Source organism: Bacillaceae bacterium S4-13-56 (assembly GCA_040191315.1).
GTDB lineage: Bacteria > Bacillota > Bacilli > Bacillales > JAWJLM01 > JAWJLM01.
Genome location: JAWJLM010000032.1, coordinates 32,930 through 53,462, shown reverse-complemented (window position 1 = coordinate 53,462; position 20,533 = coordinate 32,930). Strand labels below are relative to the sequence as shown.

Sequence of the window (20,533 nt, the reverse complement as noted above, 5' to 3'; positions counted from 1 at the left end):
GAAGCCGACACGGAAATGGTGGTTGAGCTAGATGAAGCAGACTTTCTCCCGGAAGGAAAAAAGGTAGATTTTCTATATGCGGAGGCAGACGGTGTATTTGTTAGAGGAACAAAGAAGAAAAAGAATCTAGAAGTGCATCATGCGGTAGTTCACGAAGGATGGAAAAAAAGCGGAAAGCGTGTTTCTTTAAAGGAGCCTAAAGTCATTTTGACTACACAACCTACAACTGAGTTTTGGAAAGAGGTTCAAGCCTTTACAGCCCATGAATATTCACTAGAAGATACAAGAATTGTGAGTAATAGTGATGGAGGTGCTGGATATACTGCGGAGAGGTTTCAAGAAGCGTTCTCCCAATCAAGATATCCAGTTCTCAATCAATTAGATCCCTACCATGTTTCCCAAGCATTAAATCGTGTATTTGGTGGAGGGAAAAATGTGTTTAAGGACGGTGTTAAAAAAGCACTGAAAGAACATAATCAAGATGATTTCACACGTTGGATTGATACCTTCGAAAGCACGCTAGGAGAACAAAAAGGCGAAAAAAAACTTGAAGAATTTCGGACGTATATTAACCGTAACTGGGAACGTATTTTTGACTGGAGAGAAAAGGTGGAGAATCCTCCTGAGGATGCTCGCAGCTTGGGAGCGATGGAGTCCAACCAACGGCACGTTTCTTTCCGAATGAAAAAAAGAGGGATGCATTGGAGTAAAGAAGGCGGAGAAGGAATGGTAAAGGTTATCCAAGGTATTTTAAATGGAACGTTACGTGAAGTTTATCTTAAGCATCAAAGGAGAAGTGAAAGGAAACAGCGTCATGTGAAACAGACTGTACGAATGGCACAAATACTACGTCAGCCTACACGCCCGTCGATAGGAGCGAAACAAGGGACTATAAGCCTGTACGTAGCTCACTCAACTGCAAGGGGCCAACTGTTAAAGACTTTTCGTTAAACACCAGTAAGTAGTTGAACAGGTTCTTGGTATTTATGAACGTGTCAACTACTTACTGGTCAGCAAGCGCAAGCGCGGTAGGTCCATAAAGTGTACAAAAATAGAGCGCCAGGAATATTGGTATAAAAACTACATCGAGAAAAACTTGACACATACAGCACGTGTTAAAACATTGACAGTTTGGATTTATTTGCCTACTATTAAACTATAATTTCATATGGCAAAATAGGTCCTTCCAATTCATAAGCATTTGGAAGGTTAATAGGGAAGTCCGGTATAATTCCGGCGCGGTTCCGCCACTGTAATATGCGAGTGTCCTTTCAAAATACCACTGTCTTCATGAGATGGGAAGGTGAAAGGATGTGTTGACCATGAGCCAGGAGACCTGCCTATTTTTACGCCACTTGACCTACGAGAATAGGGAGGTGTATGTTGCAGCGTAGATCATGGAGGAAAGTAGCCATGATAGGATGCAGACATTTAAAATACATTTCTTTATGGAATGTATTTTTTTATTTGTCTTTAATTGTACTTAAGTTGGTGAATTTTTATACGAGGAGGAAACAAAATGAGAACAATGAATAGAAACAAAATTTTATCTGTATTATCGATCTTCTTTTTGTTAGTAAACAGTTTTGTATTTGTTCAACCGGAAGTGGTTGATGCTGCTACCTTAGAGCGTGGGGTTACCATTTCAGCAATTGATGGCGAGGGGGAAGAAATTCTTCCTTTAACTGCAGTCGGTTTTGAAGAGGGAGATACAGCTTTTGACGTATTGTTAGATGTGGTTGGGGAAGACCAACTTGAATATTCGACTAGTGATATGGGAGTGTTTTTAACTGGAATTAATGGTCTAGTAGCGGAGGGGGATGCTTATTGGTCCTTTGTTATAAATGGGAAGGAAGCGGGAGTAGGGGCATCTAGTTATGAAGTAAAAAACGCTGAAGATATTATGTTTAAATATATCTCATCTTGGAAAGAGCCACCTGCACCTGTAAAAGTTTCAGTTGAAGCAAAAGCAAATAATGGAGACGTCCTACCAAAAACGGAAGTAGAAGTGATGAATGGTTCCAACGCCTATGCAGCCTTACTCCAAGCGGCTCAAGAAAATGGAGTAACGGTCCAGGCCTCTGTGGACAGTGAATGGTTAACCTTCGTAAACAACATAGATAACACAGAGCTTGTTGAAGGGGATTTTTGGGGTACATCATTAAATGGAAAAGCAATGGAAGTTGGTATGGTATCTTACCCTGTTCAGGAAGGCGATTCTATTACTTTAACTTTAGATAATTATTTGACGCCGACTGATGGAGAGGATTCTCCACCGACTGAAGGAGATTCAGATGAGTCACAGCAAGATGATCTTTCTACTATCAATAAAGAGATCATCCAAAATGCAATCAACCAAATTTCAGTTTATGCAAAGGAAAACAATATAGCTTATGTATATGGAAAAGAAACATGGATTTGGGCATTGGCGAAATCAGGTAAGGAGATTCCTTCATCCTATGTAGAAAGTGCCTCAAAGCAGGTAAAGGAAGTAAATGGTGAATTTAGAAATGTATTTGACCTGGAAAAATTGATCATGGGACTTACGGCTGCTGGAGTTGATGCCACTAACTTTGAGGGTTATGACCTTGTTGAAGCACTGGTTAACCATAAAAACTTACAAGAACCTTCGATTAATATGGCCATCTATGCCTTGTTAGCTATCGACAGTGGATCTTATGAAGTAGATCAGACCACTAAGGATCAGTTAATTGAAATCATCTTGAATGCTGAACTTGAGGGTGGAGCGTGGGCCTTAACTGGTACAACAGCTAGTGCTGACATTACTGGAATGGCTTTAAGTGGCCTAGCTCCTTATCTTGATCAAACGGAAGTTAGGGCTGCCGTAAATCGTGCCGTTTCGTTTTTATCTCAAACTCAGGATGATATGGGAGGGTTTCTTTCCGAACTTAATGGAGGAGACTCTAGTGAATCTGTTTCTCAGGTGATTGCAGGATTAGCAGCTGTTGGGGTTGATCCAACTGGTGCAGAATTTACAAAGGCTGGCGGAAATCTCGTTCAACATCTACTTAAGTTTCAACAAGAGGATGGTGGATTCAGCCACTTGATTGATGGAACTAAAAGCGACTCTATCGCAACACAGCAAGCATTTTTAGCTTTAGTATCCTATCAAAGCTTTGTGGCCGATAAGGGTTCTGTATTCCAATTTGAAGGAGCTTTACAAGAGGTCGAGCCAACAGTTGATACAGGAAATCGTCTGCCAGATACAGCAACTGATCATATGAATTTTGTTTTACTAGGATTCATTCTTTTCATGCTTGGATCTACTATGATTATTGTTAAGAAAAAACAAGTACAATAGATGGGCGGTATGGTGATCTATGAATGATAGATTACCTTACCTCGTCATTAGGTAAGGAGGTTCTCCCTATGAAGCGATTTCTACTAAGCATAACAACCATGTCCTTGCTTTTCTCTGTTTTAATAGGTTGTTCCAAAGACGAGGTTCAGCCAATTAGTGAAAATAGAATGGAAAGTCATCTATTTTCTGAGCAAGAAAAAACGTTGGAACCCAAGGTGCTAGATAGAAATAACGATTTTGTCAATTCTAGTAAAAATGAAACAATAGAGAATGAGGGAGAGGGAGAGGGAGCAACCCCTAGCTCGGAAAGTGACATACAAGAGACACCTTCCAAGTCGAAAGAACAATCCACTTCCGAGAATACTAATTCAACTACAGATTCTAAAGCGAACACAACAACAGAAAAAGAAACATCAGATACTTCAGACAAACCAAAACATATGGTTCAGCTTTCCGTAGAAACAGGGGATATTCGGGGAACGATTTTCCCTCTTCAAGAGATGGAACTAAAAGAGGGGGATACGGTTCTTGATGTGACAAAACGTGCTCTAGGGGATACGGTTCACATCCGGGGTTCTAATGCCACCGCCTATGTGGAAGGTATAGATAACCTTTACGAATTTGATCATGGAGCGTTAAGTGGTTGGCTAGTAAAAGTGGACGGTGTATTCATCACATCCAGTTCTGGTACGTATCAAGCAAAGAATGGTCAAAAGATAGAATGGATTTATGCGACCGATATCACAACCATGATAGAGGAGGGTTAATTCATGGATCGAGGATTTCGTTCTCTTCATCCTGTCATTCTCCTACTCTATTATGTCATCGTCATTAGTGGATTGATGCTTTATCAACATCCAGTCTTTCTTTTAACTGCAAGCTTAATGATTATTTTTATTAATCTTTTACTTGATCGTGGTGAGCAACTAAAAAAATGGCGCTGGCCAATTGCTTTAATGACGGTGGCTACTCTATTTTTTGTTCCCTTTTTTAATCGGCGTGGTACAATAGTGGCCTTCTATATAGGAGATTACCCAGTGAAACTGGAGTCTGTCTATCTAGGAATTATGACGGCATTCACTCTCCTATGTATTTTGATGATCTTTATAACGTTTAATCAAGTAGTGACACCCAATAAATTTGTCTATTTGTTTCACAGAGTTTTTCCACAGTGGGCATTATTACTTTTATTATCTATGAGGTTTGTTCCGTTATTGCAAAGAAGATTACTAGAAATGAAGGATGTTCAAGAGTTAAAAGGGCTTTCTGTTCACGAAGGGACATTAAGACAAAGAATTAAGAATGGAGTCCTCCTTCTTCAAGCGCTAATTACATGGTCCATGGAAGAATCTATACAAACAGCCGATTCGATGACTGCACGTGGATACGGGAGAAAAAAGCGGACAAAATACAATTCTTATCTCATGAAAAAAAGAGATTGGATGTCCCTTCTATATTTATCTGTTGGAGGGTTCGCGATTCTATTAGGATGGTGGCTTGGAGATGGAGTTTTATCACTTACTCCCATCGTAGAGCAACCTGCTCTTATAGGCCGTGAGTGGTTTTATTTGACCGTTTGGGTAGTACTCATTGGGTTTCCCATATGGACAGAGGGAAAGGAGATCATCAAATGGAAATACTTTCAGCAAACAACATAAGCTTCAGGTATCCAGAGGTGAAAGACAAGGCCATTTCTGATCTTTCTTTCTCCATACAAAAGGGAGAATTTGTGGTTTTATGTGGTCCTACAGGAAGCGGGAAATCTACTTTACTTCGCTTGTTAAAACAAGAAATAGCTCCCCACGGAGTGAGACAAGGTTCTTTCTTCTTCAACGGTGAGGCAATGGAAAATATCGACCAAGAATTCTTAATCAAGGAAATTGGACTGGTGTTTCAGGATCCTGAAAATCAAATCACGATGGATCATGTCATGGAAGAGCTTGTATTTGGTATGGAGAACTTAGGAATGTCCACTTCTTATATGAGAAAGAAGGTGGCTGAGCTCGTTCATTTCTTTGGTCTCAATCATCTACTTGAAAAAAAGACAAGTGAGCTCTCTGGTGGACAAAAACAACTGATCAATTTAGTGGCTGTTCTTTTGCTTGAACCTTCTGTTTTGTTATTAGATGAGCCGACTTCACAGCTTGATCCGATTGCATCGAAAGAATTCATTCATATCCTACAACGACTGAATCGCGAGTTTGGAATGACCATCCTCATTGCTGAACATCGATTAGAAGAACTATTTGAAGTTGCTGATCGGGTGATCATGTTGGACAAGGGTGAGTTAAAGCACGATACAACACCACGAGCTTTTGTTCAAAAGATAAGTTCTCATTCTGTTTTTCGTCAGTATCTACCAAATTCTGCATTGCTTTTCTTAGATTCTATGCCGGATACTAATGGGGGAGAGGTTCCTTTAAATGTAAATGAGGCAAGAAAATGGCTTTCTGCTCAAGAAATTGAGATTTTGCCTAAGGATTTGATGGAAAAGGAAAACACGGAGAAGAAAAACCATATTCTTCAACTGAAAGAAGTGGATTACTCCTATTCAAAATATACTGTACCTGTTCTTAGAAATCTTTCTCTTTCAGTTCATGAAGGTGAATGGTTAACTATTGTCGGTGCAAATGGAACTGGAAAATCCACTTTATTAAAAGTTATAAGTGGACTATTGAAGCCTCAACATGGATCTGTACGTATATATGGTCAAAAAATCAAAAAGGCAAATTCAAAGGGAATTCATTATTTGCCGCAAAATCCTAAGCTGTTCTTTTTACAAGACACCTTGCGTAAGGAATTTGATTTGTTAGCACACCGTCATCAGTTAGGAAATCCTGATCAAAAAATTGATGATTTGTTAGAAGAATTTCAACTTACTCATTTGCAAGATCGTCATCCTTACGACCTTAGTGGGGGAGAGTTGCAAAAAGCGGCTTTATTAGGTGCCTTAGTTATACAGCCATCTATACTCCTTATTGATGAGCCTACCAAGGGGTTAGATCCTGAATCGAAAAGAACTTATGGAGATTTGATTGCCTCCCAGGTTGCTAAGGGGGTTACTGTTGTGATGGTGACCCATGATACGGAATTTGCTGCGCTGTATTCTACGAGGTGTAGCATGCTCTTCCAAGGTTCCATAACATCCTTAGAAGCAACGAGAGAATTTTTTAGTGAAAACACATACTATACAACTGTAATTAATCGAATCACAAGAAATAGTCCTGTTCCATCAGCCTTAACTCTTGAGGAGGCGAAGAGATTATGGCGTATAAAAAGTATTTAACTTTCCTCATTTCGGCAATCATATTGATGGTATTAATTGCTTTTCCTAAAGTTTTGCTTGATTACTTTTTGGAAATTAGTGTTTTGTTTATGATTGCTTCTTTTCTACCCTATTTAATTAGCTTTTCAAGAAAAAGAATGAAAAGTAGAGAACTGGTAGTAATTGCCATATTAGGTGCGATCGCTGCTGTGGGAAGAATTCCTTTTTCTGCCATACCAAGTGTTCAACCGACGACTTTTGTAGTCATTGTTTCGGGAATGGCTCTTGGTCCACAGAGTGGTTTTATCGTTGGGACACTGTCAGCCCTAGTCTCCAATTTGGTTTTGGGGCAAGGTCCTTGGACACCCTGGCAAATGTATGCTTGGGGAATGATTGGATTAACGGCGGGCTTACTTCGAAACACCTTTTTCTTGAAAAACCGAATTGGACTTAGTTCCTTTGGATTCGTTACTGGAATCCTTTTTGGATGGGTGATGAATTTGTGGTTTGTCCTAGGTGTCATGCAAGAAGTGAATTGGGGAACAATTGCAGCCTATTATGGAGCAAGCCTAACCTTTGATGTAATGCATGGCGTATTTAATGTGATCCTACTATACTTTTTTGGAGCAACCTGGATTAAAATGATTCAACGCTTCCGAACAAAATATGGTCTATTCGAATTTGAAGCATAAGTGTTGGTAGGGACGGTTCTCACCAACACGTTTAAATGCTAATTTGACGCTGTTTTACTGCTGTGCTTGGGGGATTTATTGATAGTATCATATAGAAAAGCCTAACGTGTTGGTAATCCAATAGTTAGGCTTTTCTTAAAATGAGTAGCTTAATTTTTAATCGCAACCTTCATCTGTGCAGACAGCGCCTTGAGATGGAGAAGATAAATCTTTTAGCACTGGTGCTGGATTTTCCTCTTCCCATACCTGTTGAAGTGCATTTCTGAAGGTTTCTAATGGCTGTGCTCCAGATATCGCATATTTTTGGTTGATGACAAAGAAAGGAACACCCGTAACGCCATAGCGTTGAGCCTTACTCTCGTCAGCTCTCACTTCCTGAGCATATGCTTCTTTGTTTTGGAGAACCTCAATTGCTTCTTCTTTGTCGAGACCTGCCTCAACAGCTAATTGCACTAGGGTTTCGATATCCCCAATATGTTTGGAGTCACTGAAATAGGCAAGCAGTACTTTTTCGGTATAGGTGTATTCTTTTCCTTTTGTCTTTGCCCATTGAAACAAGCGATGAGCATCGAATGTATTAGTTGGTTTCATTTCTTCAAAATTAAATTTCAAGCCTACTGAAGAAGCCTGTTTCCCGAGGTCTTCATTTGCTTTTTTGGCTTGTTCTACACTCATGCCATATTTCTTAGACAATGACTCATGAATGCTCTTACCTGAGTATAAAGGAGCATTTGGATCTAATTCAAAACTATTAAATTCTACTTCTACCTCATGACCATGAGGGAATTGGTCTAACGCCATTTCTAAGCGACGTTTTCCAATATAACAGAACGGTCAAACAAAATCTGACCAGATTTCAATCTTCATTTTCATTCCTCCAATTTAAATAAGATATATGGTATTTTACCATATCAATCTTGAATTTGTCGGTTTCGTGACTCATGAAAAGATTCCTACTTTTTACTATGTCCAAAAACAACTATTTCATTGACATGTGACACGATGTCATAATAGAATAGAGTTATCGAGTGACACGGTGTCACTTTTGCGATTGGCAAATTAAAGACTGAAACATTGAAAAGTGTTGGTGAGAACCGTCCCTATCAGCACGCTAATCAGCACGCTAATCAGCACGATAGTAGGAGGATATTGGCATGAAGATTCAATTTCCGGAAGAGACAGCGGATGTTAAGAGGATTAAGGTGGAACTGATTCGATTTATGATGGCCTATAAGTTTGCTGTGGAGGAAATAAATACAAAGATTAATATTTTACAGCAGGAGTTTCAGTATATTCATGAATATAATCCAATAGAACATGTAAAGTCACGGGTCAAGAATCCAGAAAGTATCTTTAAAAAAATCCATCGTAAAGGATATGAGGTTTCATTAGATTCCGTAAGGGAAAACATTAGGGATATAGCAGGAATTCGTATTACATGTTCTTTTATATCTGATATATATAAGATTAGTCGAATGCTCCAGGAGCAAAAGGATATTACGGTGGTAGAGGTCAAGGACTATATCGAGAATCCAAAACAAAATGGCTACAGAAGCCTTCATCTGATTATCCAAATTCCTATTTTTATGTCTGACAGAGAGGAGAATGTCTATGTTGAAATTCAGATAAGGACAATTGCCATGGATTTTTGGGCAAGCCTTGAGCATAAAATTTATTATAAATATAATCAAGAGATTCCCCATCGGTTGGTCGGCGAATTAAAGGAAGCTGCTAAGTCAGCTACCGAATTGGACGTAAAAATGGAAAGTATCCATCATGAGGTTAATGAAATAAAGGAAAGTTCTGAATTTGACCAAGTGATTCAAGAATTTAACATGGGGGAGGAAGATATGCATCTTCCTTTTGATCTATTTAAATTAACCCAACAATCTCAAATGAAGAAGAAAGGAGGATCATGATGAAGATGATAATGAATGACGTACCCCCTTTTGTAAAACGAGAAGTAGATAAACTAGAAGAGACTGTGGAGCCCATTGCGAAAAAGGCTGCCAAATATTCTTTCTGGTCCTTTCCATTGATAGTCTTCTCATTAATAAATTTGTTCTTTTTGTTATTTGTTATTCAACAGAATAATCTAATTGCAATGGCTTTTTACGCGGTACTAGGTGCTATTGGATTAGCCTTATCAAAAGAAGTACGGTATCAAAGAAAGGAATTGATGGAGAGAACTAAGGAGTATATCATTAAACGAATTCATCAGAGTGAGGATGTTACTCCAGAAGTTAAAAACAAATATATACAATTAGTAAAACAACACCCTTTCCGTTCCTTTCAGTATTTTGTTGAATTTCTCGAGGAAGAACATAGAATGAGCCGGTTATCTTATTTTTAAGGAAGGAGGGGATATTGTATGCCGAAAGCCACATTCCACAATCTATCTGAAGAGAAAAAAACACTGCTTATCACAGCATTGAGAAAAGAGTTCTCAAGAGCTCCTTTATACGAAGCTTCAATCTCTAATATTATCAAAGATGCCAATATCCCCAGAGGTAGCTTTTATCAGTATTTTGTAGACAAAGAGGACGCCTATTTTTATTTGCTTGGTAATCTTTCCATACAAACCCACGAAAAATTTTTGTCCATGCTGGAGAAAAATAAAGGTAGTCTTTTTGACACATTACCCGAATTTTTTCAATGTATTATACAAGACGATGAAAACTTTTATTTTTTCAAAAATACCATACTAAATATGAATCATAAAATAGAAAAATCTCTTTCAGAGGTATTTACTCATGATGGTGATAAAAAACAATTTCTGTTCATGAGCCAATTCATAAAAACTGACGAGCTTCCTATACAAACAGACGAAGAACTATATCATTTTATGAAAATTATTGCCGCCATCACATTCCATAACTTCATAGAAACCTTCTCGAAAAACCTATCACCAGAGAACGCCTTACACAACTACATTACCCAAATAAATATACTAAAGAGGAATGTGGTGTAGTGATAGGGACGGTTCTCACCAACACACTAGCACATAATAAATTGTACCGTGTTGGTGAGAACCGTCCCTAAATTGAATTTTATTGCTAAATTGTCTAAAATGAGAGGGTAGGTTATACAAGATGTAAGGAGTTGGGATGATGATTGGTTTTGTTGGGTTAGGTATTATGGGGAATGCTATGGCAGAAAATCTGTTGGATGCTGGTTACAATTTGATTGTTCATAATCGAACAAAGTCTAAAGCAGAAAACTTATTGGAAAAAGGGGCTTTGTGGGCAGAGACTCCGGCTGAGGTTGCGGAGAAATCAGATCTTATTCTCTCTATGCTCACAAATGAAAACGCTGTTGAAAGTATGGCTCTTGGGGAGTCGGGATTCCTCAATCATTTGGCAAAAGGTAAGCTCTGGGTAGATTCAAGTACTGTAGACCCTAATTTCAGTAGAAGAATGGCAGAGGCTGCAACTCAAAGAAATATTCGTTTTCTAGATGCTCCTGTTTCAGGTTCAAAAATTCCTGCTCAAAAAGGAGAGTTAATTTTCTTAGTCGGTGGAAGCAAAGAGGATTTAGAAGAGGTTAGACCATTACTTGACGTTATGGGTAAATCTGTACAATATCATGGAGAGCACGGAAAAGGAGCTTCCATGAAATTAGTAATTAATTTAATGCTTGCTCAATCCATGGCTGCTTTTTCAGAGGCGATAAGCTTTGGTGAGGCAATTGGGTTGGAAAAGGAAACGGTTATCGATACTTTGCTCAATAGTCCGACGACTGCCCCTATACTTAATATGAAGCGTAATAAGCTTATGGAAAATGAATTTGAAGAGGAATTTCCTTTGGAACATATGCATAAGGATTTACATTTAGTATCGCAGGCTGCCTATGAAAATAATCAAGCTATGCCAGTTGCTAATGCAACTAAAGAGCTTTATGGCCAAGCTAAGCAAAGCGGGTTAGGAAGAAAAGATATGTCGGCCATTTATCATTTTATAAAAAATCGATAATGATTCGAGAAATCCTTCTAATTTAGCGTTAGAGGGATTTTTCTTTGGAGAGAGTCCTAATTTTGCTTTCTTTTTTGGTATACTAAAATTAGTAGAATACTAGGCTGGTCTCTACAGACGGTCAAATGTAAACACCCTAGAATAATCATTGAGGAACGAATGTGAATCGATTGATGAAGGGAGAGGTATACATGGCACAGCCCAAGTACATTACGAAAATTGATAAGATTCAAGAGATCCCACAACACGAAAGGGAAAAACTAAAAAGTATCACAGACAAATATGTGTTTCGTGTAAATGACTATTATTTAAGTCTAATTGAATGGGAGAATCCCAATGACCCGATTCGCAAGCTGGTTATTCCTAGTGAAAAGGAATTAGAAGAATATGGTCGATGGGATGCTTCTGACGAAGATACAAACTATGCTGTTCCAGGTTGTCAGCATAAATACGCAACAACGGCTTTACTATTGATTTCTGAGGTGTGTGGGTCGTACTGTCGCTATTGTTTTAGAAAAAGATTATTCCGTAATGACGTAAAGGAAGTTATGAGTGATGTTGAACCAGGATTAAAGTACATTGAAAATCACCCTGAAATTAATAATGTATTGTTAACTGGTGGCGATTCACTTATTTTGGCTACAAAAAAATTAAGAATGATATTAGAAAGACTTCGAGACATTCCTCATGTAAAAATCATCAGATTAGGATCAAAAATGCCTGTATTTAATCCTATGAGAATTTATGAAGATGAAGCATTGCTCCAACTCATCCGAGAGTTTTCTACCCCAGAACATCGAATTTATGTAATGGCCCACATTAGTCACCCCGTAGAAATTACATCTAAAGCAAAAAAAGCATTGGAAGCTCTGCACGATGCAGGTGCTATTGTAGTTAATCAAACACCAGTATTGAAAGGGATTAATGATGATCCTGTTGTATTATCTGAGCTCCTTGATAAGTTATCATGGGCAGGTGTCACTCCCTACTATTTCTTTGTTAACAGGCCTGTCGCAGGGAACCGAGATTTTGTTTTAACCCTTAAAGAAGTATATGATATTGTAGAAAAAGCTAAAGCACTTACCTCTGGGCTTGGTAAGCGTGTTCGTCTTGCCATGAGCCATACCAGTGGAAAGATTGAAATTTTGGCAATTGAAGACGGAAAAGCATACCTAAAGTATCATCAATCGCGAGATAAGGAATATGGAAAGTTTATGGTTCTTGACTGCCCTGAAGATGCCTCATGGTTTGATGATTTACCAGGGAATGAACAATATTGGAACCCTCCGTCAAAAAAGACGGATGAGGTTGTGTCAGCCAACGAACTAGTAAAATAAAAAATAGAATCGAGGAAAACAATGGAAGGTCATACATGCCTATTTCAGGTTGATATTTTTACTGTAACGAAATAGGAAAACAGAAAAGCCTTGAAATTTCAGCGAGGCTTTTTCTACTGTCAATCTTTTGACTTAAGAATGAGTGTAATTTAAAATTATCTCGAATTCGAAATGTATCATAATAAATATTGGTAAGTATTCCATATCGAAGGAGCAGTAGGAATGGGAAAAAAATCAATGGGAATACATCATATTACGGCTATTGTTGGTCATCCACAGGAAAATGTTGATTTTTATGCAGGTATTCTAGGGCTAAGATTAGTCAAGCAAACCGTAAATTTTGATGATCCTGGAACTTATCATCTCTATTTTGGTAATCAAACGGGTCAACCCGGTACTATTATCACTTTTTTTCCTTGGGCAGGAGCGCAAAAAGGAAAAATTGGTGGAGGACAAGTAGGAGTCACAACATATGTAGTCCCATTAAATTCGTTTGATTTTTGGAAAAAGAGACTAGATAAGTACAAAATAAATTATGCAGAACAAACTAGATTCGATGAAAAATACATTCAATTTGAAGATCCACATGGGCTTCAATTAGAGTTGGTGGAAAGGGAAGAAGGAGCGAAAAATCCTTGGGTCTTTGGTGAGGTAAACGAGAATGTTGCAATAAAGGGGTTTGGTGGGGCGATTTTATATTCTATCCAACCTGAGAAAACAGCGGAACTTTTGGAACAAGTGATGGGTCTTGATAAAATTGCTGAAGAGGGTGAACTGATCCGTTTTCGTGCACAAGATAATATAGGAAATATTATTGATATAAAGAAGACACCAACTGAACGTGGGGGAATGGGAGTCGGTATTGTTCATCATATTGCTTGGAGATCTAAAGATGACGAAGACCAATTAGACTGGAAAAAGCATATTCAAAGAAATGGATATTTGGTCACACCTGTTAAAGACCGTAATTATTTTAACTCCATCTATTTTAGAGAACATGGACAGATCTTGTTTGAAATTGCTACAGATCCACCAGGTTTCACACATGATGAATCAAAAGAGACGATGGGAGAGAAATTAATGTTACCTGAGCAATATGAGCAAGATCGCTCACAAATTGAGAAAATTTTACTTCCATTGGAAGTGCGTAACCTGGAGTAATGGAAAGGAGTTCTATCAATGGAACATATTTTTAACAAGGGAAGCAATCCATCAAAACCAACTCTCTTATTGCTTCATGGAACTGGTGGAAACGAGGAAGACCTTCTTCCATTAGCAAAAATGATTGATTCCAAGGCAAACGTATTAAGTGTGAGAGGGAATGTTTCTGAAAAAGGAATGAATCGATTTTTCCGCCGTTTATCAGAAGGAGTTTTTGACGAAGAGGATTTGGTTTTTCGAACAAAGGAACTATACAGTTTTTTAGATGATGCTGCAGAAAAATATAAGTTTGACCGAAACAATATTGTAGCTGTTGGATATTCCAATGGAGCAAATATTGCTGGTAGCTTGCTCTTTCATTACGATGATGCCTTAAAGGGTGCGATTTTACATCATCCGATGGTTCCAATTAGGGGAACTAAGCTTCCAAATTTAGATGGTACTTCCGTTTTTATTACGGCGGGAGCGAATGATTCTATTTGTACACCAACGGAGTCTAATGAGCTTGAACGAATTCTTAAAGAAGCTAATGCAGAAGTGAATATTCATTGGGAAAACAATGGGCACCAATTAACAAGAACAGAGGCTGAAGCAGCAGCCAAGTGGTATAAGGGGATTTTTTCATAAAAAGCGTGTTCGTAGGGACGGTTCTCACCAACACACTTAGCTTTTTAGCTTAGGGTTGACCATCTGATGAATATCCGCAAATATATATTGGACGATTTTGGATAATATTAAACCGTTTTTATAGACATGGCCAAGTTATTAGAAATAGAATAGGGGAGGTAAGAGGAATTTTTTCACCAATTTAAAAGTGAGTTTAAAGAAGGAGCTTTCCAATGAAACGTTTTGTTGCGATAGGTTTCACGATATCAGTAACGATATATGCCATTCTGCATTTTGTTACCTATCTTTTTCCGTCTCCTATCGGTTTATATGCACTAGCAACATCCGGTGTTGCTGCCATCATTTTCGCCCTGCTTTTCCTTTCAATGAGAGCGGCTTTAATCCCTCTTTTTTTATTGGCAGTAGCAACAGTAATTGAGATGACTACTGGTGGATCAATCATCGAATTTGTAGTCTATGGAATGTTAGAAATGCGCAGTTTAATTGCCTTATTATTAATTGTCCCCATTATCGGTTGGATCCTACGAGAAGAACCTTACATAGACGCCATTATGGATTTTGCAAAGTCTATTCTAAACACAGGCAATCGCTTTCACTTTGGAATCATGCTGGTAAATCAGATTATTGCCTATTTTCTACTCTTTGGTGCTATTCCTGTCATGTATCAATTTGTAAATGATTTCCTCAAAGGAAAAAAAGGGGAGGCGTGGGAGTACTTTAAGGGAACGGCCCTGCTACGTTCCTTTGCGTTAACCACCCTTTGGGTAATCAGTATTCCTAGCTTTGCTTTTGCTGTTGACCATTTGAAAGCGCCATTAGGGTGGACAATCGCCCAAGGCTTCATCATTTCCATTGGGGGCATGATCCTATCTGTTCTTTTTCTAATTAAGAAAGAAAAAAAGTATCAGATTGTATATACGGAAGGAATTCAAGATGAATTAGAACGTTTAGCAGAAAATTCAATGGATCCTCATAAAAGAAATCGGTTGGTCTTTGAGTTTGCTTTTCTTTTTGTTTCCTTGTTCAGTGTCATTTTTATTCTGCATATTAGTTTGGGATGGGAATTATTGATCATCATTCCACCCATCATTGTTATTTGGACTATGGGATATTTTTTATTAAAAAGACGAATGGCGAGCTTTTGGTCAGAGGGAAAAGTCTATTTCACAAAAGAAGTAAGACTAAAATCTCAGCAGTTTGGAATTCTACTAGCTGCTGGCGCTCTTATTTTCTCCGTAAATCAATCTGGAATTGGAGATCAGATTGTAAATGGACTTTTTTATGTGGAAAAAGTGGTTCCTTTTGTGAATTTCTTAATGATCCTTCCTTTTGTGGCCATATTTCTAGGGTTCCTTGGATTAGGTCCTCTTACTGTTATTGTTTTGGTTGCTGGTATCTTGCAAGGAGTAAGCCTACCATACCCACCAGAGCTCGTAGTTTTATCGATGACATCAGGAAGTGTCATTTCCGTTGTACTCTCACCAATGGTGATTCCCATTATTATTTTAAGTGCAACAAACGGCCTTGGAGTCATAAAAAACGGATTCAGCTTCAACCTATCCTACTCCATAGCCTTCTACCTCCTAGTGCAAATCTATATACAAACTATGTTGGTACTGTAAGCGTGTTGGTGGGCGTGTTGGTGGGGACGGTTCTCGCCAACACGGCAAAGCTTTGATAAAATAACTTTTATTGTTATTAAAATTTGTTTGTAGAACACCTCGCTATATATGGGAAACAGCGGCATAACTCACATCATGCCGCCCATTCCACCCTATTGATATTTCTTCATAATTTCTTGAAGTTTTAGTGCAAGTCCAATATTCCCGTCTACCTTAATTTGACCCTTCATGAAAGCTACAGTAGTGTTCAAATCATCTCGAAGAAGCTTGGAAAAGGTTTGATCAGATAATTTAAGGGTTACCGAAGCATCTTCTGACACCCCATCAATAACCTCTACATGAGCATTTTCTAACACAATCTGCAAAGGACCGCTTTCTTCCAAATCAATTTGAAAAATACGATCCTTTTCCTCCTGAATGAATGATGGATTGTCATTCATTCTTTCAACTAATTGTAAAAGCTCAGTTTTAACACTCATTATGCTTATCCCCCCTTTTCAAAACCTATTAAACTTTATTCCTTGTATTATTAAAAAAATCCTCTATTATTCATGGAATTCACGATGAGAACCGTCCCTACCAACACACCAACCCACCAACATACCCAAAATCCCTTACACTTGGACATGATTTTCTTCCTTGATGAATATGATTAAAAGTGGGTGGGAGGGTCTTGTTTTGTTATCCTCCTAATAAATGATCTATTGAACTAAAGATTTAGGTTTGAAATATAGGAGGGGTGAACTTTGGTGGAAGCTATTTTGCAGTTGTTTATTGGGGAGCAGCGTGCTCAGGAAATATTGGCTAGTCAGGTGATTGAGCTTATATTTACGATACTTATTATTACCTTCGTTATCGCTGTTTTTGTCCATTTAGCCTTGTATAACAAACTAAAAAAAATTCGAAATTACATTAGTGAAACAAAGCGAATGGATATTGATCCATTGCGTTCCTATAAAGAAGATTTTGACCATAGACAAAAAGAGGAGTCTGTAAAAGTCGAGACATTTGTCCAGGAAAAATTCTCAGGTTGGAGAATTTTTAGTTTACCTGTTATTACTCTTATTAAACTCATTCAAATGACGGTGTCGATCTTCATTTTAATTGGGGTCCTTGGTACATTTATTGGACTGACAATGTCCCTTGGAAGTATCGGAGGAGCAGGGGATCAACTAGTAGCGGAGGTAGCCAGTGTTCTAGCAGGGCTTGATATTGCTTTTTATACAAGTATTGCAGGGATGAGTTTATCTCTTATCATGACGGTTTTAATTCGAGCTGCTAACACAGAATATCTTATGACAGATATTATGCTAAAAGTAGAGTCCATGTTAGGGGAACAGGAGCAAAACGGTCTTGGGCGACTCATCCAAGTGTCCGAGACTATCAACTCTTCTATTCTCCAGCTCCAAGAAACCAACCAGCAATCCCTACAAAGTATTGAAAGCTCCTTTAAAGGATTTCAGGATTATACAACGGGCCTCCAGCAATCGGCTGAAGACTTAGCCAAATTTAATGTAGGTCTCTCTGAAAACTTAAAGGATTTTGCCGAAATTTTTGATCATGTAAGAGAAGTTACTGATGGATTTGGCAGTGCCACCTCTAACTTAAACAAAAACTTTGACCAGCTGTTTCAGTACTTTAAGAAGATGGACGGCCGAAACGAGCGGATGGCTAGCACATTTGATGAAACCTATGAAAAAATTAAAGAAGTTTCAGAAACTCAAATGGAAACTCTCCATACCTTTGAGGAGTCCGTTACGGAATTGAAGGATTTCACTTCATCGATTGTAGATAGTCAACGTTCTGTACAATCAGAATTTGAAAAAATGAACAGAAAAACACATGAGCTCGTGGATCGAATGGAAAAGCATAACAAGCAGTTCCGTAATATATTTGGGGAAAATTTAACCTCGCAGTTGTCTGGAATTACTACTTATTTAAGCGAGCTGACTCGAGACTTTGATAAATTTGGAGAATCCATCGTAGGTCTCCCACACGCTTTGCAAATTTTAAATGATACTCAAGCTGAATATAAGCATCTGCTGTCTGATCGGTTTGCGGAATTAAAACAATTTAATCAAGAGTTCAACAATCACTTAAAATCTCATTTGGCTGATTCCATGGCGTTTGAAAATCATTTAAAGGACGCAACAAGCTCTTATGAACAAATCGGTATGAAAAATAACCAACTGATTAAGGAAATCAATAATACGATTTCTCAAATGAAAGATTCCTTTCAACACCGTGAAAATCAACTTGATTCCAATTTGGACCTAGTGAAGGATTCCTTGACAAATTATGCCTCTAATTTAGAGGGAGTGCTTGGAGACAAACTGGATAAAGTAGTTAAAAGTATCGGGGACTATGTCGAATCTACAAATGATGCCATTCGAAAAGAATATAGGCAAATGCGGGAGGTAACTGAAGAAAGCCAACAGAAAAATGCCCGTTATGCCCAACAATCCATGAGTGAACTTCAACAAGCCATTCAACAATTGAACCAACAGCTTTATGCTTTCACACAAGAAGCAGCTAATTTTTCTAACCAAGCGAGGGTTGGTAATCAATGATTAATAAATACCAACGTCTGTTTCAAAAGGATCAGGAAGACGGGTTTTTTTGGCCATCCTTTACAGATTTACTAACGACGATTTTGCTTTGTTTTATCCTAGTTTTCATTAGTATGATGATTATAAAATCCTATCAAATTGAAGAAATGAAAAAAACGATCGATCAGATTATGGGTGTTCGTGTAGAACTCGTTAACGATTTAAAAGCTGAATTTAAAGACTCTCCTTTAGGAATTGAGGTTGATGAACAAACAGGGGCAATCATTTTCGATACGGATATTTTATTTGATTACGATGATGATCAGTTAAAGCTTGAGTCCAATCAATACTTGAATGAGTTCATGCCTAAATACATTGATATTTTATTAAAAAGTGGTTATGAGGATTATATTGCTGAAATCATCATCGAAGGCCATACAGATCGAGATAATGGGTATTTATATAATCTCAAGTTGTCCCAAGATCGGGCGTATAGTGTGGCGTCCTATATATTGGGAAGCGGCTTTCCTCATAAAGACCTTCAACCCATTCTACAAGAAAAATTAACGGTCAATGGAAAGTCATTTACGGATGGTCGTTATGATGAAAATGGAGAATATGATGCAGCAGCATCTCGCCGGGTTGAATTTAAATTCAGACTTAAAGATGAAGAAATATTAGAAAAAACAAGAGAAATTTTAGAGGGGAAGTAAGGAAGAGTTAACAAGTTCTTTCTTTGTTATTTGAATTTCAACGGACAGAAAGCTACTTAGACCTTCTTCGCAGAAATAAGTTGTTTCGAGGGGCAGCTTACGACTAGCGTCGGTTCCCTCCTTCTGTAGACGATCAAGGCGCTTGCATTATACTTATCTTTGATACCTACGATAAATTTTCTTTATACTGGATTTCTTTTTATGGTAAACTGTATATGTACTTGTACAAAAAAATGGAGGTTTTCACTGAATGGGAAAAAGATTGTTTCTGTTTATTTTAACAAACATTCTTGTTATGACTACAATTGTAATCGTTTGGTCTGTTATTACTTCTCTAACAGGAATAAATGGGTCGTTTGAAACAGGCGGTTCAGGGTTAGGAATTGATTATACTTCCTTAATGGTATTTAGTTTAATTGTTGGTTTTACAGGATCGTTCATATCTTTATCCATGTCACGTTGGATGGCAAAAATGATGATGAAGGTAAAGGTTTTAGATCCTGAGGGTTCTTTATCTGCTCAAGAGCGAGCTGTTGTTGAAAAAGTTCATAGATTTGCTCGTGCAGCTGGGTTATCACATATGCCTCAAGTTGGGATCTACCAATCTGCTGAAGTGAACGCCTTTGCCACTGGGCCATCCAAGAAACGCTCACTTGTAGCAGTTTCTTCAGGACTTCTTCAAGCGATGGATGAAGATGCAGTGGAAGGTGTTATTGCCCATGAAGTAGCCCACGTTGCAAATGGGGATATGGTAACTATGACTTTGCTTCAAGGTATCGTGAATACATTTGTTGTATTCTTCTCAAGAATTGTTGCGATTATAGCTTCAAGACTAGTTCGTGAAGAAATGCAAGTGATTGTGCGATTTGCAGCAATTATTATTTTCCAAATTCTATTCTCTATCCTTGGGAGTATTGTGGTTAGTGCGTACTCAAGGCATCGTGAGTTTCATGCTGATAGAGGAGGAGCCGACCTAGCAGGCCGTGATAAAATGGCACATGCTTTACGCTCACTAAAAGCCTATGTAAACCGTGCTTCTTTAAAAGATCATTCGGATGACTCTGCTATTCAAACGATGAAAATTAGCAGTAAGCGTGGAGTTGTCACATTATTCTCCAGTCATCCTGATTTAGACGATCGTATAGCACGTCTTGAACAGATATAATTAAAAACTTGCTTTAGCAAGGTAGTTTTTTCTTTTCGTGCTTTTTTAGAATTAACGAGCGAGAAAGACTACTCCTTTTGGGGTGGAATGGATCGCTCTTTTTTACATT

The 20,533-nt window shown here is 38.1% G+C and carries 19 protein-coding genes and 1 riboswitch; of the genes, 17 read left to right on the top strand and 2 right to left on the bottom strand.

Annotated features, from left to right (window positions below; all coding sequences use genetic code 11):
• The 6 genes from RZN25_10285 to RZN25_10260 form a co-directional block, all read left to right on the top strand.
• The coding region (locus tag RZN25_10285) for an ISLre2 family transposase (protein MEQ6377208.1) at positions 1-951 on the top strand (951 nt) is incomplete at its 5' end.
• A 210-nt stretch (positions 952-1,161) separates the two neighbouring features.
• Positions 1,162-1,359: riboswitch (cobalamin riboswitch) on the top strand.
• Between the two features lie 160 nt (positions 1,360-1,519).
• The gene (locus tag RZN25_10280) at positions 1,520-3,322 is read left to right on the top strand and encodes a DUF4430 domain-containing protein (protein MEQ6377207.1); all 1,803 of its coding nucleotides are present in this window, start codon (positions 1,520-1,522) and stop codon (positions 3,320-3,322) included.
• 68 nt (positions 3,323-3,390) lie between these two features.
• Positions 3,391-4,089 (top strand): DUF4430 domain-containing protein, encoded by a 699-nt coding sequence (locus RZN25_10275; GenBank protein ID MEQ6377206.1) that lies wholly within the window; start codon positions 3,391-3,393, stop codon positions 4,087-4,089.
• 3 nt (positions 4,090-4,092) lie between these two features.
• Positions 4,093-4,980, top strand: a complete 888-nt coding sequence (locus RZN25_10270) for an energy-coupling factor transporter transmembrane component T (GenBank protein ID MEQ6377205.1) — start codon at positions 4,093-4,095, stop codon at positions 4,978-4,980.
• The gene (locus tag RZN25_10265) at positions 4,953-6,608 is read left to right on the top strand and encodes an energy-coupling factor transporter ATPase (GenBank protein ID MEQ6377204.1); all 1,656 of its coding nucleotides are present in this window, start codon (positions 4,953-4,955) and stop codon (positions 6,606-6,608) included. The genes RZN25_10270 and RZN25_10265 overlap by 28 nt, the downstream gene beginning before the upstream one ends.
• Positions 6,587-7,279, top strand: coding sequence for an ECF transporter S component (locus tag RZN25_10260; GenBank protein ID MEQ6377203.1), 693 nt, complete (start codon positions 6,587-6,589; stop codon positions 7,277-7,279). Before RZN25_10265 ends, RZN25_10260 begins: the two co-directional genes overlap by 22 nt.
• 156 nt (positions 7,280-7,435) lie before the next feature.
• On the opposite strand, the gene RZN25_10255 is transcribed toward RZN25_10260, so the two are convergent.
• The gene (locus tag RZN25_10255; GenBank protein ID MEQ6377202.1) at positions 7,436-8,146 is read right to left on the bottom strand and encodes a DsbA family oxidoreductase; all 711 of its coding nucleotides are present in this window, start codon (positions 8,144-8,146) and stop codon (positions 7,436-7,438) included.
• Between the two features lie 287 nt (positions 8,147-8,433).
• On the opposite strand from RZN25_10255, the gene RZN25_10250 reads away from it, so the two are divergent.
• The 8 genes from RZN25_10250 to RZN25_10215 all read left to right on the top strand — a co-directional run bounded on the left by RZN25_10250 (position 8,434) and on the right by RZN25_10215 (position 15,997).
• Entirely contained in the window at positions 8,434-9,198 is a 765-nt protein-coding gene (locus RZN25_10250; GenBank protein MEQ6377201.1) for a GTP pyrophosphokinase family protein, read from the top strand.
• Positions 9,198-9,632 (top strand): DUF5392 family protein, encoded by a 435-nt coding sequence (locus RZN25_10245; GenBank protein MEQ6377200.1) that lies wholly within the window; start codon positions 9,198-9,200, stop codon positions 9,630-9,632. Before RZN25_10250 ends, RZN25_10245 begins: the two co-directional genes overlap by 1 nt.
• An 18-nt stretch (positions 9,633-9,650) precedes the next feature.
• The gene (locus RZN25_10240; GenBank protein ID MEQ6377199.1) at positions 9,651-10,250 is read left to right on the top strand and encodes a TetR/AcrR family transcriptional regulator; all 600 of its coding nucleotides are present in this window, start codon (positions 9,651-9,653) and stop codon (positions 10,248-10,250) included.
• Positions 10,251-10,389: 139 nt separating this feature from the next.
• Entirely contained in the window at positions 10,390-11,250 is an 861-nt protein-coding gene (locus RZN25_10235) for an NAD(P)-dependent oxidoreductase (protein MEQ6377198.1), read from the top strand.
• Between the two features lie 191 nt (positions 11,251-11,441).
• Positions 11,442-12,587 carry a KamA family radical SAM protein gene (locus RZN25_10230; protein MEQ6377197.1) on the top strand — a complete coding sequence of 382 codons (1,146 nt, stop codon included), beginning with the start codon at positions 11,442-11,444 and terminating at the stop codon, positions 12,585-12,587.
• Positions 12,588-12,809: 222 nt separating this feature from the next.
• Positions 12,810-13,748, top strand: coding sequence for a ring-cleaving dioxygenase (locus tag RZN25_10225; protein MEQ6377196.1), 939 nt, complete (start codon positions 12,810-12,812; stop codon positions 13,746-13,748).
• An 18-nt stretch (positions 13,749-13,766) separates the two neighbouring features.
• Positions 13,767-14,375, top strand: a complete 609-nt coding sequence (locus RZN25_10220) for an alpha/beta hydrolase (protein MEQ6377195.1) — start codon at positions 13,767-13,769, stop codon at positions 14,373-14,375.
• Between the two features lie 212 nt (positions 14,376-14,587).
• Positions 14,588-15,997: a hypothetical protein gene (locus tag RZN25_10215; protein MEQ6377194.1), complete on the top strand. Its 1,410-nt coding sequence runs from the start codon at positions 14,588-14,590 to the stop codon at positions 15,995-15,997.
• A 152-nt stretch (positions 15,998-16,149) separates the two neighbouring features.
• Here RZN25_10215 and RZN25_10210 read toward each other — a convergent pair whose 3' ends face one another.
• Complete coding sequence (locus RZN25_10210; GenBank protein MEQ6377193.1) at positions 16,150-16,476, bottom strand: SCP2 sterol-binding domain-containing protein; 327 nt, start codon at positions 16,474-16,476, stop codon at positions 16,150-16,152.
• 270 nt (positions 16,477-16,746) lie between these two features.
• Here RZN25_10210 and RZN25_10205 point away from each other — a divergent pair, with 270 nt between their 5' ends.
• The 3 genes from RZN25_10205 (at position 16,747) to htpX (ending at position 20,424) form a co-directional block, all read left to right on the top strand.
• Positions 16,747-18,567, top strand: coding sequence for a MotA/TolQ/ExbB proton channel family protein (locus RZN25_10205; GenBank protein ID MEQ6377192.1), 1,821 nt, complete (start codon positions 16,747-16,749; stop codon positions 18,565-18,567).
• Positions 18,564-19,259, top strand: a complete 696-nt coding sequence (locus RZN25_10200; GenBank protein ID MEQ6377191.1) for an OmpA family protein — start codon at positions 18,564-18,566, stop codon at positions 19,257-19,259. The genes RZN25_10205 and RZN25_10200 overlap by 4 nt, the downstream gene beginning before the upstream one ends.
• A gap of 250 nt (positions 19,260-19,509) precedes the next feature.
• Entirely contained in the window at positions 19,510-20,424 is a 915-nt protein-coding gene (htpX, locus tag RZN25_10195; protein ID MEQ6377190.1) for a protease HtpX, read from the top strand.
• The last annotated feature ends 109 nt before the right edge of the window (positions 20,425-20,533 follow it).

Excerpts from the sequence above, each read along its gene's own strand:
- RZN25_10280 (MEQ6377207.1), top strand. The coding sequence starts at position 1,520 with ATGAGAACAATGAATAGAAACAAAATTTTATCTGTATTATCGATCTTC.
- RZN25_10275 (MEQ6377206.1), top strand. The coding sequence starts at position 3,391 with ATGAAGCGATTTCTACTAAGCATAACAACCATGTCCTTGCTTTTCTCT.
- RZN25_10270 (MEQ6377205.1), top strand. The coding sequence starts at position 4,093 with ATGGATCGAGGATTTCGTTCTCTTCATCCTGTCATTCTCCTACTCTAT.
- RZN25_10265 (MEQ6377204.1), top strand. The coding sequence starts at position 4,953 with ATGGAAATACTTTCAGCAAACAACATAAGCTTCAGGTATCCAGAGGTG.
- RZN25_10260 (MEQ6377203.1), top strand. The coding sequence starts at position 6,587 with ATGGCGTATAAAAAGTATTTAACTTTCCTCATTTCGGCAATCATATTG.
- RZN25_10250 (MEQ6377201.1), top strand. The coding sequence starts at position 8,434 with ATGAAGATTCAATTTCCGGAAGAGACAGCGGATGTTAAGAGGATTAAG.
- RZN25_10245 (MEQ6377200.1), top strand. The coding sequence starts at position 9,198 with ATGAAGATGATAATGAATGACGTACCCCCTTTTGTAAAACGAGAAGTA.
- RZN25_10240 (MEQ6377199.1), top strand. The coding sequence starts at position 9,651 with ATGCCGAAAGCCACATTCCACAATCTATCTGAAGAGAAAAAAACACTG.
- RZN25_10235 (MEQ6377198.1), top strand. The coding sequence starts at position 10,390 with ATGATTGGTTTTGTTGGGTTAGGTATTATGGGGAATGCTATGGCAGAA.
- RZN25_10230 (MEQ6377197.1), top strand. The coding sequence starts at position 11,442 with ATGGCACAGCCCAAGTACATTACGAAAATTGATAAGATTCAAGAGATC.
- RZN25_10225 (MEQ6377196.1), top strand. The coding sequence starts at position 12,810 with ATGGGAAAAAAATCAATGGGAATACATCATATTACGGCTATTGTTGGT.
- RZN25_10220 (MEQ6377195.1), top strand. The coding sequence starts at position 13,767 with ATGGAACATATTTTTAACAAGGGAAGCAATCCATCAAAACCAACTCTC.
- RZN25_10215 (MEQ6377194.1), top strand. The coding sequence starts at position 14,588 with ATGAAACGTTTTGTTGCGATAGGTTTCACGATATCAGTAACGATATAT.
- RZN25_10210 (MEQ6377193.1), bottom strand. The coding sequence starts at position 16,476 with ATGAGTGTTAAAACTGAGCTTTTACAATTAGTTGAAAGAATGAATGAC.
- RZN25_10200 (MEQ6377191.1), top strand. The coding sequence starts at position 18,564 with ATGATTAATAAATACCAACGTCTGTTTCAAAAGGATCAGGAAGACGGG.
- htpX (MEQ6377190.1), top strand. The coding sequence starts at position 19,510 with ATGGGAAAAAGATTGTTTCTGTTTATTTTAACAAACATTCTTGTTATG.